Raw genomic sequence first — 16,457 nt, 5'->3', positions numbered from 1 at the left:
AATCGAAAATCGGAGATCGAAGTCTTGTCCTCTGCCCTCTGCATTCAGCGTTGCGTTACGGCGCCTGGTAGATTACCTTCATCTGCGGGCGCACGAAAGTCACGATGTAGTCGGACGAGGTGAATTCAAGCTCGGCATTGGTGCTGCCGTCACCCATGACGACGATGCCGTGGTTCGATGTCGGATCCATGACCCACATCTGCGCCAGGTCCGTCACGTCGAACCAGACCCAGCGGCCAGAACCGCCGACGGAGGTCCGGTCGGCCGCCGTGCTGCTGCGGTCGCTTGGCCCCATGGCGCCGGGCGTTTCCCAGGCCATTCCGGCGTCCGCTTCCATCCAGGTGGCGCCGGCCTCTGACCAGGGCTTGAGCACGCCGTAGGCAGACATGTCCACCGGATTGCCACTGCTGTAGGTAACCCACACGCCGATCTGCGCCTGTGACACATACGCCACGCTGCTGATGCCCGCTAGATCGAACTGTACCAGCGCGCTCTTGACGCCGGGTTGGCGCACATAGAAGTTGGCATCCGCGCCGTACGGCATCATCGGCATCCAGGCGTCGAGGAAGGTATCGCTGGTACCGCTGTAGCCGTTGACGCCATCCTGCAGCACTTCCTGGTAGTCATGCAACGCCGGGACGCTGAGGACGCTGGAGGCCGAAGCGATTTCGGTGTTCATCTGATAGGAATGGAGCATGAAGGTTACACCGGCGCCGGCTGCGCCCAGTTCCACCTTCGCCTGGAAGCCAAAATGCACCTCTTCGCCGGCCGCCTGATCGCCAATCCAGGCCACGGCTACCACCGTGCTGGTGGCGCTGGCCGCGCGTAGGGCTTTCTCACCGCCCGCCTGGAACAGGCGCAGCGCCTCGCCCAGCGGGATGGAGATGGGGAAAGCGCCGCCAAACGCGCTGCCATCCACATAGGAAACCAGGTTGTGGTCAATCGGCACAATGTGCATGACGCCCATCGCAGCACCACCGTCGTTCATTGCGTGTGCGTGGACGGTCACGGTTTCGCCTACGATGGCCGTGTCTGGCTCGACCGTCACCGAGTCGGTGATGCCGATGCGCACGACGCGGCCCATGCCCGGCACCACACCGTATTCCGCCACGTAGAGCGCGCCGTCCGGGCCATAGGCCAGGCCGGTGGGCAGGAAAAGGTCGCCGGTGATCATGGTCTTGCTGCCGTCCGGCGCCACGCGGTAGAGGGCGCCAAACGGGCTGCCCGACAGCAGACCCTCATGCGCCATTTCGACCACGTACAGATTGCCTTCGGGATCGAAGGCCGTGTCCAGGATATTGGTGAAGCCGCTGGCGTAGGTGTCGAAGCCGCTGTCTGTCACGCGATAGACATTAGCGCCGCCAACCGGGAAGGGGAAGCCGGTCAGTTGACTCACATAGTAAGCGCCGTCAGGCCCCTGCGATACCGAAGTGGGCACGGCCTGCATGGGGATCATGCTGCCGGAGCCGGGCGGGAATTCCACCATGACATCCGGGAAAACGGCCATCGTCGAGATCGTGCCGGTCATCCAGGCGTGCAGCAGGTCGTTGCCGCCGGCATCCGCCACCACGAAACCGTCGCCGTACGCGAACAACGCGTAGGGGTTGCTGTCGAGCACGCCGCCGTCGGGATTGGCGACGCCTTCGTAGCCGGCAATATCAATGAAATTCTGCCAGCCGCCATCCTCATGGAACGCCACCAATTGGCCGAAGTTCATGCCATCGGCGCCCAGGAAACCGAGCGGGTCGCGCAGGGCAGGGTCAGCGCCCAAGCCTACGACACCGAAGAGATGGCCGCCTGGATCGAAGGCCACATCCTGCACGCCTACTGCTTCTCCGTCCGGCGTGGACAATGAGATCAGCGCGGGGCCAAGAACAGTCTGCTGGCCGTTGAGCACGCGCGTGACCTGGCTGGTGTAGCCCCAACAGACCTGTGAGCCGTCCGGGAAGGTGAAGCACGTGGATCCACCAACGCCTGCCTCGGCAATATAGAGACCGCCGTCCGGGCCAAAGGTCATGCCGCGCGGGTTGTTCAGGCCCTCGGCAACCACCTGGAAAGAGGTCGGATGCAGCGGGGCCGCGGCGCCGCCCAGGTAGTGACCCCACACCGATGGTTTGATCACCGGTTGTGTGGCGGGAGCGCTGGCGCCGGCGACAGGCGCCAACGCCACAAGCAACAGGGTCAAGATCAGGGAGAAAGTGAAAGCTCGATATGTATGCTTCTTCATCATTCGTGTACCTTTCGCAACTGATAACTGGATTGTCTTGAGTAGAGACAGACACACACTCGTGACTCGAGGCGCCTCCTTGCGATGACAAACAACAAATGGCTGGGGTCGCAGCCGTGTGGGATTGTTGATCGTACGACCTGGATCGAGTTGACTAACGCGCGGGAGTCAGTGGCACAGGGTCCCGCCAGGCAGGTCAGCCAGGTGGGCGTGTTGATGGCATCCCGTAACATTTGTAGCACATTCAGCGGGGTTTGTCAACGAATATAGAAATTTCCGGGCAGAGAAGGCTGGGCGGATTCTTGCCACGAATTGCACGAATTGACACGAAGGCAGAAGCTCGATTCGTGCAAATTAGTGAAATTCGTGGCAGAGAAAGCTGGGCGGCTCCTTGCCACATAGAACACAAAGAGCGCAAAGACGCCGCCAATCTGCGAATCTTCTGCCGTTGCTTTGTGTTCTATGCGTTCCTTGTGGTCAATCGTCCGCCCAATTCGGAATTGCTGCGCCCAAATTGTGCCTCTTAACAGATCGCTGCGGCCGTGGTATGCTGTTTTCGTCAACAACTCTGTTCCCCCGCCTTCCGAGTCGCCTCCCGCCTTCGGAAGTCCCTGGCGTGAGTTCTCTCTCCCGCCCGCGACCTCCTTCAGCAGTCAGGAAAATGTCCCTGACCCCGTCCGTTTCGTTTGCTGCACGAAAGGAGTCTGTGGTTATGTTACGCCGCTCTTCTACTTTCTCTTTTCTCTCTTCTCGACATTCTGCTCGCGGCCGGCTCGCGCCGCGCCTGTCGTCGTTGGTTCATCTGCTGGTGGTGTGCAGTCTGCTCTTTTCCACGGCGGCGGCTGCTGCCCCCCCCCAAATAAATACCGCTACTAAATTCATGTCCCCTGATCCCAATTTCGATCCTATTTCCGATCCCGATGCGACGCCCGCGCCTGCGATGGTGCAGTTGACGCTGGCCGCGGCGCCGCCACAGGTGGAGCCGGCGGGCGTTGTCACCTACACGGTGGTCATCACCAACACCCTGGCCGACCGCGCCCTGAGCGGGCTGGTGGTGAGCGATACCCTGCCGCTGGAGCTGGCCTATTGGCCGGCCGGGGAGGGGGATTTCAGCTACCTGGAAACCGAGCGCCGGCTGGAGTGGGCCATTGGCCAACTGGCCGCGGGCGCGACGCTGACCGGCACGTTCCAGGCGCAGGCGCTGGGCGCGGTCAGCGGGCAGGTCATCACGAACACGGTCGCCATCGTGAGCGAGGAGGTGGGCGCGGGGGTGCAGGCCAGTGCGGCGATCACGATCACCGCGGCGCCCTGCCTGGGCGAGGACTGTGCGCCAACGCCGACGGCCGAGCCGCCGCCCTGCCAGGACGAGGAGTGTACGCCAACGCCGACGCCGACGATCGAGCCGCCGCCTTGCCAGGACGAGGAGTGTACGCCAACGCCGACGGCGACTTGGACACCGACGGCCACACCGACGCCGACGGCCACACCGCCGTCCTGTCAGGACCAGGAATGCACGCCGACGCCGACGCCTGGGCCGGATGAGGTGTGGTTGACGCCGGGCGAGGGCGGGGTGCTGGTCAGTGCGGATGGGCGGGTGCGGGTGGAAGTACCACCGGGCGCGGTGCGCCAACCAACGCAATTGCGCTACCGCAGCTTGCCCACAGCCCCCACCGACGGTCTGATAGCGGTCTTCGCCCTGGAAGCAACGCCGCCTGACGGAGACTTCGGCCAGCCGGTCAGTCTGAGGGTGCGCATAACGGCAGCGGAAGCCTCGCATGGGTTGGAAGAGCTGCGGCTGCTGACCTGGGATGAGCAGGCGGGGGATTGGCGTGCATTGAGGACCACGGCCGAGCTGGCGATCGGTCGCCTGGCAACCACGGTGTTCAGCACGGGCGTGTATGCTGCGGCCAGCAGCGGCCCAACCTACGGCGTGACGATCTTGCCCAGCCTGAAGGCGTTCACCAGCGACCTGTGGAGCGGCGCCGCGAGCGTGGGCTACGACCTGGACGTGCCTGCGGGGCCGGCCGGGCTGGGAGTGGGACTACGACTGGCCTACAACAGTCAGGGCAGCAACATTCTGGGGCAGGTGGCCGACAGCGCGTACCAGGCGCAGGCGTCGTGGGTGGGTCTGGGTTGGGACCTGGCGGGCATCGGCAGCATCAGCCGGCCGCTGGGCAAGACCGGGCCGTACAACCTGAGCTTCGGCGGCGGCGCGTTCGAGATCAAACAAAGCGGCGGGGTCTTGACCACCGACCCACAGGGGTTTCTGAAAATCGAGCACAGCGACGGCCTGGCCTGGAACACCCAGCCGTGGACGGTGCGCACACCGGATGGCATGAAGTACACGTTTGGCAACCCGGCCGGCGCCGTGGGCGGCGGCACGGCGTATGAAGCGTTCTGGACGGGATGGGGCCAGGGCTGCGGCGTGCGCGCGACACAGTGGGGTCTGACGCGCATCGAAGACCCGGCGGGTAACCGTTGGGACATCGCCTGGGCGCACGAAACCAAGGGGGTGAGCAACGGCTGCACGGGAAATGCGGGGCAGTACACGCGCGCCAGTTACCCGGAGACGCTGACACTGACCCCGAAAAACGGCGCGGCGACGGTGCGGGTGCGGCTGGTGCGGGAGCCGCGCAATGACAAGAACGTCTGCAAATACAGCGACCCCTACCAGATCAGCTCGTTTGGCGACGGCCGGCTGAAACAGGTCTTCGTCGAGGCCTATACGGCGGCTGGCGCCTGGCAGCTGGTGCGGCGCTACGACCTGGGCTACACCTACGACAGCACCACGTTGGGCTGCGGTACGGATCCCGGGTCGGGCAATCATTCGCTGCTGACCTCGATCACGCAGTACGGCTCCAACGGCGCGAGCGCGCTGCCGGCCTACACCTTCGGCTATCAGGGGAGCGGCAACAGCGTGCGTCTGCGCACGGCAAACAACGGCTATGGCGGCGCGGTGCAGTTCAACTACAGCCCGGAATTCGTGGGCAACAACGCCGGCTGCACCAGCTATCAGTGGCAAGTGGTGACCAGCCAGGTCATCACCAACGGCGCGGCGTCGGGGCTGGGGCTGTTCTCGACGACCGAATATGCTCCGACAGGCGCGTATGCCTACGTGACGCCGGTGGGGTGCAACAACGGCGCCGAGATCCCGCGCGACACCTACGAATTTCTGGGCCACACTGCGGTGCAGGAAGTGGCGAAGGATGCGGCCGGCCAGGCGGTGACGCAGCGCAATCACAGTTACAGCTATCAATACAACGCCAGCGCCGGCAAGCCCGACCCGCGCAAGGGCAAGGAGACGTTGGTCATCACCACGCAGCCGGGTGGGGGCGAGCTGGCGCGTACGGCCACCGGCTGGCTGTTGCAGACGGTGGGCGGGGTGGATTGGCCTTACACGAGCGCGGTGACCCAAACCCAGGGCAGTGCGGTTGCGGTCACGCGTTACGCCTATGCGATCGCCAACCAGGGCGGCAGCAAGCAGTATGGCAACGTGACCCACATCCGGGAGTACGCCAATGCGACCGACGCCACCCCCTACCGCACGACCGAACGCTGGTACTACCCGCGAGATGACGCCAGCGCCTACATCGTCAACCGGGTGGCGCAGGAGAAGCTGTGGGCGGGCGACAGCGGCGGCGCGCAGGAGCCAGGCGCGGCAGATGCGACACGACCGGCTTCAACCAGCAGCAGACGCCGCCGACCAAAGGCCAGTTGAAGGAGGTGTGGCAGGCCAAGACCTGCGATAGCGCCAACCAGGCCGACTGGGCGCGGCCGGCGCTCTACAGCTACGATCTCTACGGCAACCGCACCGGCGAGACCAACGCGGCCGGCGCGACGGCGACCACAGCGTACGATGCGACCTTCAAGACGTACCCGGTGACCCAGACGACCACCCCCGGCGCGGGCGGCGGCGCAACCCGCGACGACGAGCAACACCTATTACGGCGTGACCGGCGCCGAAGTGGGCGGCAGCGGGTTGGCGGGGCAGTTGCAGCGCAGCACCGACCCCAACAGCGCAGCGATCCGTCTGACGTATGACGTGTTCGGCCGCGTGACCGAAATCCGCAAGCCGGGCGCGGTGGGCGAACCCGGTCACCGAGAAGTACGCCTACAGCGACAGCCCTGCGCCGCTGGCGGTCAGACACAGTTTGCGCGACGATCAGAACGGCGACGCATCGGGCACAGTGACCTACCTGGACGATTGGGCATTCTACGACGGCCTGGGGCAGGTCATCCAGACGCAGCAGGAGGCCGCGTCCGACAGCCAGAGCATCGTGGCAGCACGCAGTATCACCCGTTGGGCGGGGTCAAGCAACAGAACGTCCCCTATTTCTATGCGGCCGCCGGCGGCGCGTATCGGCCGCCGGACTGGGGCCAGGCCAAGACGCAGACGACCTATGATGCGCTGGGCCGGCCGCTGGTGGTCACGCAGCCTGACAGCTCGACCACCGAGACCCGCTACGCAGTCGAATACAACCCGGCCGACCCGGATTTCAGCGCCCCGCGGCCTGTGGTCTACACCATCGACGCCAACCGGCGCTTCGTGCGCCGTGCGTCCGATGTGTTTGGCAACCTGCGCAGCGTCTCGGAGAGCACCGGTTCGTGGCCGGTCGGCCAGCCCAATCCTACCTGGGGCAGCGAATACCGCACGCGCTACAGCTACGACGTGGCCGGCCGGCTGCTGACGGTGCAGGATCACGCCAGCAACCAGACGACGCTGACCCACGACCTGTTGGGCCGCAAGACGAGCATGAACGATCCGGACATGGGCGCGTGGCAGTATCGCTACGATGCGGCGGGCAACCTGGTGAAACAGCGCGATGCGCGCTACCAGGCGATCTGCTTCTACTACGACGGCCACAATCGGCTGGTGGGCAAGACCTATCATGCGGGCGTCAGCAACCTGGACACCCTGACGTGCAGCGGGGCTTATGCCGTCGGCTTCAGCTACGACAGCACGGCGAACGGCAACCTGGGCAAGGGCCGACGCACGGGCATGAACGATCCATCGGGCAGCAGCGCCTGGGCCTATGATCTGCGCGGCCGGGTGATCACCGAGACCCAGGTGATCAGCGGTACAGGGGGCGGCGCCTTCGTGACGGCCTGGCGCTATGACTCAGCCGACCGGCCGCTGTGGCAAAAGTATCCTGGCGGCAACGCGGGCCAGGTGGGCGAGCAGGTGAATTTCACCTACACCACCCAGGGGTTGCTGCGCCAGGTGCAGAGCAACGGCAGCACTTACTATGTGGGCGAGACGCTCTACAACGCGTTGGGCCAGACGACGGAACGCTGGCTGGGCAGCACGACGGGAGTGGTGCAGCAGCTCTACACCTACACCGCGGCCGAGAACTTCCGGCTGGTGACGCTGAAGACCGGCAACGCGTCCCCCTACACCAATCTGCAGAACATCAGCTACACCTACGATGACGCCGGCAACGTGTTGAGCATCATTGACATCGCAGCCTACAACGGCCCTCCGCCAACGCCGCCGGCCACCCAGACGCAGAGCTTCAGCTACGATGCGCTGCACCGTCTGAGCACCGCGCAGGCCAGTGGCGCCACGGGCTACGGCGGTTACAGCCAGAAGAACTACGGCTACAACGCCATCGGCAACCTGACCCACTTCGAGAGCACGACGCAGAATCAATGCTTTATCAGAATGGCGCACACAAGCATGCTGTGACCCATGTTGGGGGACGACGGCAGGCTATCAGAAGTACTGGTATGACGCCAACGGCAACGCCACCCGGCGCATCAACGGCAGTCAAGATGTCACGTTGACCTACGATGCCGAGAACCGATTAACCGCGATGTCCGGGGGCGTCACGGCGAGTTACGTGTACGACGGCGACGGCAACCGGGTCAAGGAGACGATCAGCGGCGTCACGCGGGTCTTCGTGGGCAACACTTACGAAATAGACAACGGCACGGTCAAGAAGTATTATTACGCCGGCGCGACGCGCGTCGCGATGCGCACCGGGGCCAGCACGATCAACTATCTGTTGGGCGATCATCTCGGCTCCACGGCGCTGACGCTGAACAGCGCCGGCAATCGCACGACGGAGTTGCGCTACTATCCCTACGGCGCGGTGCGTTACAATCCGGGCAGTCAGGTAACCACCTACCGCTTCACCGGTCAACGCTGGGATAGCGGCACGGCGTTGTATTTCTATCAGTCCCGCTGGTACGACCCCGCCGTCGGACGGTTCCTGAGCGCGGATACGATTGTGCCGGGGGCGGAAAATCCGCAATCGCTCAACAGGCACTCTTACGCGGCCAATAACCCTGTCAGGTACACGATCCTCCGCCATTGGTTCAAAACCGCGCTGGACATCGCGTTCCTCGCCTATGACATCTACGACATAAAAACCAATGGCCTGAATTGGACAAATGGGCTATCATTGGTGGCCGATGGCGTCACCACGATTTTGCCTGTAATCGCAGGGGGCGGCGTACTCGTGCGGGCCTTGATGCATGGCGACGATGCGCTGAAAGCGGTAGCGCACGCTGATGATGCAGTTCAGGCGATGTCGCATGTTGATGACGTCACTGATGCAGTCAAGCGGTTGGATGACCTACCGGACGATGAAATCTTGTACCAGTTCTCACGTCGTCCTGACCCGGATACAGGGGCATTTAGAGGCTTCCCTGATACCTTGCGCACAAAACAGTGGGAAACGGGTATGTCTTGCCAGATTGCATCTCTGTGTGGCCCTGACTCTGTTCAGGGTTCCAAACAACAATTCCCCAATAGAAAAGAGGGACCAGGTGCTGGCGATTGGGTGCGAGAGACGACAGTGGGCGATGTCAAGCAATGGGGAGGTTGGGCCGATCCGGACTATCTGAAAGATACTAAGCTGCCATTTGGTCACGCTACGATTTACTCTTCAGGAGGTAAATGGGGTAAACCGTTTGACCGCATTTGGCGAAACGGACGTCCGATAGCAGAATGAGGTGATCCATGTCCTTAGCACATACAGCCTTTCTGTTTGATTACCGCGCTTTTCAATCTGCTGCGACTCCGCTGGCAGCAGAACTGGATGCTGGCAATCCCGAGCCACTCCGAGCACGGGTCGCTGAAATTCGTCGCAAAGTCGGCAGTTCTAAAAACTGGATTCTTCATGATAAGGGAACCGAAATGGGAGATTTCGGCCGGGATCGCGACCCACGATATCAGGGTGGTCTGTGGGGGAATTGGTTCCTGACCATTCTGTCTACCTTTCTGAGTCCCTGCGTAGAACTAGGATATGACTGGCCCAAACTATCGTGCATGCTCCATAGCTTCAAGTGGACCGATGAGGATGTATGGAAGGTGCTAGTAGGATTGCCAACCGTTTTACTGTCAAGACCCAATGTTCCATATAATATTAACCTGAATGAGGTAGTTCCTATAGAAAACCAGTACCCTATTGGTATTTGATGGCACCTGACCGAAGCACCTATTGTGGTTGGCTGCCGGTGGAGAAAGTGGAGAAATTACATCAGCGATTGCTAGTCGGCCAGCACATGCTTGAAGAGGATCTGCGGACACGGATTGAGCTGCCACCCAACGTCTCTGCAGCCAACGCTCACATCTCCCCGGATCTCAACCCTGACTACTGGTACGAACGCATTCCCATTGTTTACCAGCAAGCGGTTGAGATGATGAGCCAAGCTGAGGATGCCGGGGTAGGACTATTCTCGATTGTATATCAAGCGTATGGTGATCCAGAAGAATGGGGAGACAGAAACGGCGAGACCAAAGTTAGCGCACACACTCTGTACTTTCAGTCAAGCAGTCCGTCTCAAGCCCGCTTCCCATGATATCCATCAGCTACGGAAAACGGCAGGAGTCCCCATCGCGCGGCTACGCTGGCGCACCAACCTCCCGAGGCCCACAGACCGGGTGGATTGGCGCGACCCCAACGGCAACGCCACGCGGCGCATCGATGGCGGTCAGGACATCACGTTGACCTACGACGCCGAGAATCGGCTGACCGGCATGAGCGGCGGGGCAACCGCCAGCTACGTCTACGACGGGGGATGGGGCGCGCGTCAGGAGACGAGCGGCAGCAGCACCACGACCGTTTATGTTGGCAACTACTACGAGCGGCTGCGTACCTGGAGGACTTCAACGACGGGCAGGCGCAGGGCTGGACGGCAAGCAGCGGGACGTGGGCGGTGACGGAGTGGCGGCTATCGCCAGAAGCGACGAGCAGCAACACCAACGCTAATCTCGCCTTCGGACAAACCGCGGCGCTGAACTACGAGTGGACAGCGACCTACACCAGCAGGACGAGCGCCGGGCTGTACCTGTTCGCCTCGGCGGCCAGCGGGAGCCAGCGCGGCAACAGCTACCGCATCTGGCAGGATGCGACGCATGTGCGCATCTACGAGAACGCTGGCAACGTCGCCACGCTGCGCGTCAGTTTCGCTGCGGCGAATGCGGCCGAACAGACGCACAGCTACAAGGTGAGCTACGATCCGTTGACCGGGCGCTTCGACCTGTGGCGGAATGGCGGCAACCTGGGTGCGTGGACGGACGACCGCCGTGAAGAGCGCAGTTTCGTCTCGCTGCGCACCGATGAACTTGAACGTGCTGTTCGACAACCTCACGTTCACGTGAGAGCAAATGCTACGTCGGCGGGCAGCGGGTGGCGGTGCGCCATAACACCAGCGCGGCGGTGAACTACCTGCTGACGGATCATCTCGGTTCCACGGCCATCACGCTGGATCAGAACGGCACCGCGTGACCGACTGCGCTACTATCCCCTGGCATGGCGCGTTACAACGCTAACAACCAGGTGACGACCTACCGCTTCACCGGACAGCGATGGGACAGCGGCACGGCGTTGTATTTCTACCAGTCCCGCTGGTACGACCCGCTCATCGGGCGATTTCTCGCCGCAGATACGATCGTGCTGTAACCAACAAACTACACCCCAAGCATCACAACCTGTTTTCTCTGCGGACGTTATTACCGTCACCGGCCCGCCCACCTATTGCGGACGGACGATGCCGCTGCTCGCGACCCACGAAAGACCCGGTCAAACCTGGTTCGAGGTCGAACAGGCCCCTGGCATACGCCGCTGGCTCCCTGTGGGCGTGACCGACCAGAGCAACCTGGCGCAACCACGTACCTCGTGTCCCCTCGGCTGGCATTCTGTGCGACAATTGCTGGCACTACTACGGCGATCATCGCCGGGCCAGAAGGGACGCAGCAGATGGATGCCCAGATGAGAGGAGGGCAGACGGGACTGCGGCCGGTGCCATCGAGTCTGATGGCACCGGCGCAGTGTGAGAGGTATGACGGGCGCAACAGGAGCGCGTGCGTCGGATCGTGGCATAGGTCTGCCGGGAGCGGCTGGACGAGGGGCGGTGCGATGAGCCAGCGTGAAGGGTCCCGGCAAAGTGAGCGGAAGCGCCAGCAACCGGATGGCTTACGTCTATATTCGGCAATCACGCTCCCGCAAGTGGTACGCAACCCGGAGAACCAGGTCAACCAACGGCAGATGGTGGGGCGGGCGATTGGGTTGAGGGTGGTCGGCAGAGCGCATCGAGGTGATAGACGAAGATCAAGGGCGCTCAGGCAGCGACAAGCGCAAGTCGGAGCGGATTCCAGCGGCCTGGTGACGGAAGTCAGCATGGGGCAAGTCGGCATCATCATCGGCTACAAAGTATCGCGCCTTGCGCGGAACAACGGAGACTGGTATCATTGCTTGACTTGGCGGCTGTATGCGACACGCTGATTGCCGACCACGACGGCGTCTACCATCCGCAGCAGTTCAACGACCGGCTCTTGTTGGGACTGGAGGGGACAATGGTGAGGCAGAACTCCACATTCTGGAAACAACGATTGGAAGAGGACGGCTGCGGCAAGTGGAACGGGGAGCGTACCGCCAGGTGTTGCCGGCGGGACAGGACGGGCCGCCGACGGGCGGGTGGAGAAAAGACCCGGACAGGCGGGTGCGCGGGAGCATCGAGTTGGTGCTGGCAAAATTCGCCGGGTGGGGAGTTGCGGGCAGGTGTTGCACTACCTGCGGCGCGCAGAACTGCTGCTACCGCGTCGCCAGCTGCATGGAGCAGTGCTGGAGAGATCGTGTGGAAGCCACCAACAGACACGGCGATCTACGAGATCGTGCGCAATCCGGCCTATGCAGGTGCGTTTGTGTGTATGGGCGAAGGCGCCACACGCCGGGGCGACCGCCAGCCGTGCGGGGGCGTCGGCCGCAAGAGGAATGGATCGCCATTGTGTGCGACGTCTACCCGGCCTACATTACGTGGGCGCAGTACGAAGCAGACCAGGCGCAGTTGGTCAGAATGGACGGCGCACCGGCAGGTGCAGATCTCGCAGTGGGCGCAGCACGGGAAGGGCCTGGTTTGCTGCAAGGACTGGCGGTGTGCGGACACTGCGGCTACCATCGTCAAGTGATGTACAAAAGAGGTTATCACCACTACCCGTGCCAGAACATGCGGCGCCGGTACGGCATGGCGGCCTGTCCCACGATTCACGGGCCCAAGGTGGGCCGCGGCGGTCACACAAGCCTTCTTTGCGGCCCTGCGCCAGCCAACCTCGACGTACTGGCAAGAGGTATTAGCGGCTCGCGCACAGAACAGGAACAATGCTGACGGCGCAATGGGCCGCACAGGTCAAAGCAAGCCGGTACGAAGCGCAGCGGGCGCAGCGGCAGTACAGCCAGGTCGAACCGGAGAACCGGCTGGTGGCGGGCGAACTGGAGCAGCGCTGGGAGGAAAAGCTACGCCAGTTACGCAACGTCGAGGAAACGGCGCAGCGCGGCGTGAACGCAACCAGTGCGCCGCAGAAGATCACGCTGAGCTGCGTGAGCAATTTGCCCCCTCTCGGCGCACCTGCCCGCAGTATGGGAAGGTTGCACACCTGCACAGCGCAAAACCCTGCTGCGCAACCTGGTCGAACGGGTGATCCTGAGACGAGACATAGCCGACCGGGTGCATATGCGCATCGTGTGGCTCTCCGGCCACTACACCGGCCCGAGGTGCAGACGCCGGTCGGCGTACAAACGACCGTCAACGGCTATGCGGCGATGGTGGAACGAGTGGGCGCATTGCATGCGCAGGGCCTGGACGACACCCAGATTGCGGCGCAACTGGGTCAGGAGGGCTTCCACTCCAACGGCGCAGCGATGTGGCGGAGGATGCCGTGACGACGATTCGGCATGCATACAGGTGGCTCGGCCGAACCGGTCCTCGACCGGTCATTAGCGAGGATATCATACCGTCCCGTGGCGCAACGCCTGGGCGTCAGGCTATGGGTCTACCGCCGGCTGCATACCGGTCAGATCGAAGCCGAATACGTGACCCGCGACCCACGGACACAGCAGTGCTGGATTCAGGATGATCCAGCATTGATGTCCCCCTGCAAGATCAGGCGTGATACTAATTGCAAGGTTAGGAGGGCATTGTGATGATACGATCGTTCCCCGGCCGGAAGATCCGCAAAATCTGAATCGGTACAGCTACGTCGGGGAATCAACACTGACGTCCAGCATAATGCACCTCAAGTGAGTGTAGGATTGGGGGATGGGTTGGGGTGGCCGCTGGATGTACCAGCGCCAGACGTGCGCCAGATGCGATAGGCGAGCAGGAGTACCCGCCTGCCGCTGGCGAATGCTCAGGACTGAGGCCCAAGGCGGACGGTGCGTCGGCCTCGAGGATCAAATCTGGGAGGTCCGGAAGCTTGTGGCGCCGCTGGCAGTGGTGATCCGCCCTCTGTCAGAGCGCACCCAGAGCGGGGCATGGGTTGACGCTGTTCACCCACCAGTCGGCCGCAGCGATCTGATACTGAGATCGTGCCAAGCGAGACGTTGAGTTGTTGCGCCGCCTCCGCTGCCGAGTAACCCATCTCACGCGCAGGCCGGGTTGCCTGGCGGCGGGAGACCACTGCAGTGAGGATGCGATGCCCGATGCGCGTCTGACGCACGTTTCTTTCGTCGGGCGTGATGCGTCGCCGTCTGCCGCCCTTCGGCGTTCAGGATTTCGGCGATCCGATAGTCCCAGCTCCGTCGCAGCAAGCTCCCGTAGCCGAGCCAGCGCCGACATTGGGGCGATGGAAACCAGCAGGACGCGGGCGTGGGACTGTCACCTCTGGTGGCGGCGCCGGTCTGCCACAACACCTGGATGCGGTAAAGCCAACCTGACTACGGAAACTGTCGAGGTCACGGTTTTTGATGACGGAGCGCAACGAGCGTTAGCGGTCGCCGTTCGTTGCCTTAGTCAGGGCATGCCAGAGGGCAAACTGAATCTTGCTGGCCAGACGGCGGATTTGTGCCTGTTCAGCGCTGCTGAGTGGCCGAAGCTGCGGCTTGTGGTACAGTCAGGCCCGCTCGGCTGTCGAACGGCGACGAAGTTTATTCTTCCCACCGTCGTTCCAACTCGGCGGCGACCAGGCGGTTGACACCAGTTCACCTGTTCGTAGCGCAAACGGGCGAGGTGGCCTCGTAGCAGGCGTGTTCCAGGCAGCCAAAGCCAATGGCGCTGTAACTGCTGACGTTCAGCCTCGGCGCCGTTGGCTGGCCGCAATGTAATTCGAGTTAGCGAGCCGGTTGCACGGCGGCTAACGGAAGCTCGCCAACGGCGACATCCCCGTACGTCACGCCGAAACGTTGGCAGCGAGGGCTGGGCCAGGGCTTGGCTGAGCGCCTCGCAGACATGAATCGTTGTTGCGGGAATGCGCAGGTGCAGCGGGCAGCCACAGCGAGCGCACAAGGCGATGCCTTACGCGAGGGCCGCCCCTTCCCGCGCCGGTCGGCGCTGGCCCGCGGGCGCGAACTGACGATTTTCGGCCAGTTGTTTGGTTCTCAGGCACTCAGCCCGGGTGGTGTAGCCCTCGTGGGCGTCGGGTTTGAGCACAATCCATTTTTCCTGCGGCAATCGCTGCCAGGCGCGCTTTGCCCCTGGCTGCCCGGCAGGTGTTGACCCTGCGTACGACCATAGGCATAGACGCCAGCATAGATGGGACGTTTCAATATCTGATAGATAGTTCGGTAAAATCGGCCCTGACACGCCACCAGCCGCCACTAACTCATCAGATGTCAGGTACGGCAGGGTCGGTTGGTGGTCGTGGCGGTAGTGCAGGATGCGTTGCCACTGCCCGAGTGGCGAAGAGCGCAAAGACCAGGCGGATGGCGTCCTGCACCTGGCGGTCGGCGGTCAGCACGACTCGGCCATCTGCAAGCCGATCATACCCCCCGGCAGACGTAAGGCAAGGTTCGCCGCGTCTGGCTTTGTTGAAGTGGCGGCAGGTCAGGTGGGTGCGCATGTTGTCCCGCAGGCTTCGGCGAAGTGCCCTTGAGGCCGAACAGCCAGACGGTCATCGAACAGACGGGTCGTAGATTCCAGCGGAATCGGAGATCAAGAGTGGCAGAGAGGCCAGATCGAAGCCTATACCAGTCAGCGCAGTTGCGGGCCAGAAGCGAGAGTTCCGGTGACCAAATGATGCCAACCTGGGCGAAGGCCGACGGCGGTAACCAACGTCTGAAAGCCGGTCCCACTCGGCGCTGGAGATGCCGGATTGCCCAGGTCATCGTCAGCGTCTGCACCTGCTCACGGGCCAACCAGGCTGACTGACAACGTTGGGCGAGTTGGTATTGCAGAGTCCACGGCTCTCCAAAGTGCTGCAGCCTGACCGGGAGTGGACTGGCAGATGTAGACCTGGCACCCGACGAGCCAGATGGCCGGGTTGAGATCTTGAGTCGGGCTGGTCATGGCTGGCCTCCGCTCTGTGACCTTGACAAGGATGCGTGCCAGAATCAAGCACAGCCTGCCTCTGCAGGGGTGAGGCGAACTCGGCCGAACATCCTGACTCCTGATATGGAGCAGTGGAGGAGGTTGTTGGGGTGAAAGGGTGGACTGCAGGGCTGAGTGAGTGTGACTGGGACATGGTGCGTTTCCTCAGCTGCATGAGGGTTCGCACCGTTATGGCGAGTTGGCGCAAGAATTGTCACGTGTACGGGAGGGGAGGTCGGCCCAAAGTTATCGGCGGGAAGTTCACGCTGTCACTCAACCGCGCACGACACCAGGCTTTACTGGCACAAGCTGCCGGGACGCCTGCGTCCGTCTCGATGAGCCAGCATGGTTCATCCGCATGCAGACCGCCGACCATTCCGCAACACTTGACGATCTGTCACGCAAGGGTGATGTGGCTGCACGATCCGTACATGCCGCAGAACTGTAACCGCTTCGAGGTGGCTATGTTGATCTACTAACTCCT

General features: G+C 62.6%; 12 protein-coding genes. 11 read left to right on the top strand and 1 reads right to left on the bottom strand.

What is annotated here, in order from left to right:
* Nucleotides 1-55: 55 nt before the first annotated feature.
* Nucleotides 56-2,230: a ScyD/ScyE family protein gene (locus IPM84_26150; GenBank protein MBK9096173.1), complete on the bottom strand. Its 2,175-nt coding sequence runs from the start codon at nt 2,228-2,230 to the stop codon at nt 56-58.
* A 709-nt stretch (nt 2,231-2,939) separates the two neighbouring features.
* Here IPM84_26150 and IPM84_26145 point away from each other — a divergent pair.
* From IPM84_26145 to IPM84_26095, 11 genes are all read left to right on the top strand, one after another.
* Nucleotides 2,940-5,945 carry a DUF11 domain-containing protein gene (locus IPM84_26145; GenBank protein MBK9096172.1) on the top strand — a complete coding sequence of 1,002 codons (3,006 nt, stop codon included), beginning with the start codon at nt 2,940-2,942 and terminating at the stop codon, nt 5,943-5,945.
* Nucleotides 5,942-6,268, top strand: coding sequence for a hypothetical protein (locus IPM84_26140; protein ID MBK9096171.1), 327 nt, complete (start codon nt 5,942-5,944; stop codon nt 6,266-6,268). Before IPM84_26145 ends, IPM84_26140 begins: the two co-directional genes overlap by 4 nt.
* Nucleotides 6,177-7,913 carry an RHS repeat protein gene (locus IPM84_26135; protein ID MBK9096170.1) on the top strand — a complete coding sequence of 579 codons (1,737 nt, stop codon included), beginning with the start codon at nt 6,177-6,179 and terminating at the stop codon, nt 7,911-7,913. The genes IPM84_26140 and IPM84_26135 overlap by 92 nt, the downstream gene beginning before the upstream one ends.
* A gap of 94 nt (nt 7,914-8,007) precedes the next feature.
* Entirely contained in the window at nt 8,008-9,183 is a 1,176-nt protein-coding gene (locus IPM84_26130) for a hypothetical protein (GenBank protein ID MBK9096169.1), read from the top strand.
* An 8-nt stretch (nt 9,184-9,191) separates the two neighbouring features.
* Nucleotides 9,192-9,650 carry a hypothetical protein gene (locus IPM84_26125; protein MBK9096168.1) on the top strand — a complete coding sequence of 153 codons (459 nt, stop codon included), beginning with the start codon at nt 9,192-9,194 and terminating at the stop codon, nt 9,648-9,650.
* Nucleotides 9,651-9,697: 47 nt separating this feature from the next.
* A complete protein-coding gene (locus IPM84_26120; protein MBK9096167.1) occupies nt 9,698-10,033 on the top strand; it encodes a hypothetical protein in 336 nt (111 codons plus the stop codon).
* Nucleotides 10,034-10,115: 82 nt separating this feature from the next.
* Nucleotides 10,116-10,394 (top strand): hypothetical protein, encoded by a 279-nt coding sequence (locus IPM84_26115; GenBank protein ID MBK9096166.1) that lies wholly within the window; start codon nt 10,116-10,118, stop codon nt 10,392-10,394.
* Nucleotides 10,391-10,897 (top strand): hypothetical protein, encoded by a 507-nt coding sequence (locus IPM84_26110; protein MBK9096165.1) that lies wholly within the window; start codon nt 10,391-10,393, stop codon nt 10,895-10,897. The genes IPM84_26115 and IPM84_26110 overlap by 4 nt, the downstream gene beginning before the upstream one ends.
* Nucleotides 10,898-10,986: 89 nt before the next feature.
* Nucleotides 10,987-11,136 (top strand): hypothetical protein, encoded by a 150-nt coding sequence (locus IPM84_26105; protein MBK9096164.1) that lies wholly within the window; start codon nt 10,987-10,989, stop codon nt 11,134-11,136.
* 1,172 nt (nt 11,137-12,308) lie between these two features.
* Complete coding sequence (locus IPM84_26100; GenBank protein ID MBK9096163.1) at nt 12,309-12,641, top strand: hypothetical protein; 333 nt, start codon at nt 12,309-12,311, stop codon at nt 12,639-12,641.
* Between the two features lie 190 nt (nt 12,642-12,831).
* Nucleotides 12,832-13,392 (top strand): hypothetical protein, encoded by a 561-nt coding sequence (locus tag IPM84_26095; protein MBK9096162.1) that lies wholly within the window; start codon nt 12,832-12,834, stop codon nt 13,390-13,392.
* Nucleotides 13,393-16,457 lie beyond the last annotated feature (3,065 nt).

The organism is Candidatus Amarolinea dominans, assembly GCA_016719785.1.
GTDB classification, from domain to species: domain Bacteria; phylum Chloroflexota; class Anaerolineae; order SSC4; family Amarolineaceae; genus Amarolinea; species Amarolinea dominans.
This window is presented reverse-complemented; position numbering and strand designations above follow the sequence as displayed.